Annotated in this window: 2 protein-coding genes; both read right to left on the bottom strand. The window is 44.8% G+C overall.

What is annotated here, in order from left to right:
- Positions 1-402: helix-turn-helix transcriptional regulator (locus tag R7Z47_RS24290; protein ID WP_318130695.1), on the bottom strand; the 402-nt coding region annotated here is incomplete at its 3' end.
- A 65-nt stretch (positions 403-467) separates the two neighbouring features.
- Positions 468-859, bottom strand: a 392-nt coding sequence (locus R7Z47_RS24295; protein ID WP_318130696.1) for a GGDEF domain-containing protein, incomplete at its 5' end; no start/stop codon positions are given.

Below are 859 nucleotides of genomic sequence, written 5' to 3' on the forward strand. Positions count from 1 at the left end.
TTCTATTCCGCCGGGCGTGATCAGTTGTTTGTGTACGGCGTTAATTTGCTCATATTCCGTCAAACTGATTTGGCTAAGGGCGCAATTTTTCACATCGGTTACACGGTATTCGTAAACAATGTCTTTAAAGCTCAAATAGATGCTTTTGCTTTGTGAAGCTTTGACCCGTTTGTATTCGCTGGAGGTGTATTGATACTGCTTGCCGATGTAGTGAGCGAAAGCAAGCCGCTTGAGCAAACTGGGCGTTACTTTACCGCTTTCCCACTGGCTTAGTGTGGGTTGATTTAAGCTTTCAAAAGCGCTGTAACTTCGGGCTAGCTCATCCGCTAATTGGCCTTGAGTTAACCCCCTTTCCTTTCGAATAGCAGCCACTGCATGCGAAAATTCTAACTTACTAACCATATATCTACGTCCTGAAATTATTATATTTTTGAGTGCTTCTCAGCGGCTCGGACCGAGCCAAAACTTTATGTTCTTGATCTTTTAGTGAGGTACATCATTTGGTCAGCATGTTGAATTAAGGAATCGCTACAGCTTCCTTCATGAGGAAAGCGAGCCATACCAACACTTAAACCGATGTGAACGTTTTGAAAATGGATAAAAATGGGTGCACTGCATGCGGGATGGAGCAAAGACTGAAACTGTTCTAACTCCTTGGTGTCTTCGATGTTTGCCAGGCACAGAATAAACTCATCGCCTCCGATGCGTGTCGCGAACTGGCCGTCGTCTAACAGATGCAAAATACGTTGGGCGGTGATCTGCAACACCTTATCTCCGGCGTCGTGACCAAATTCATCATTCACGGCTTTAAAGCCATCAAGATCGATGTACAACAGAGTAAACGGTTGGGCACGTTGAA

The sequence above is a fragment of the Vibrio sp. 1641 genome (genome assembly GCF_033339995.1).
GTDB lineage: Bacteria > Pseudomonadota > Gammaproteobacteria > Enterobacterales > Vibrionaceae > Vibrio > Vibrio alginolyticus.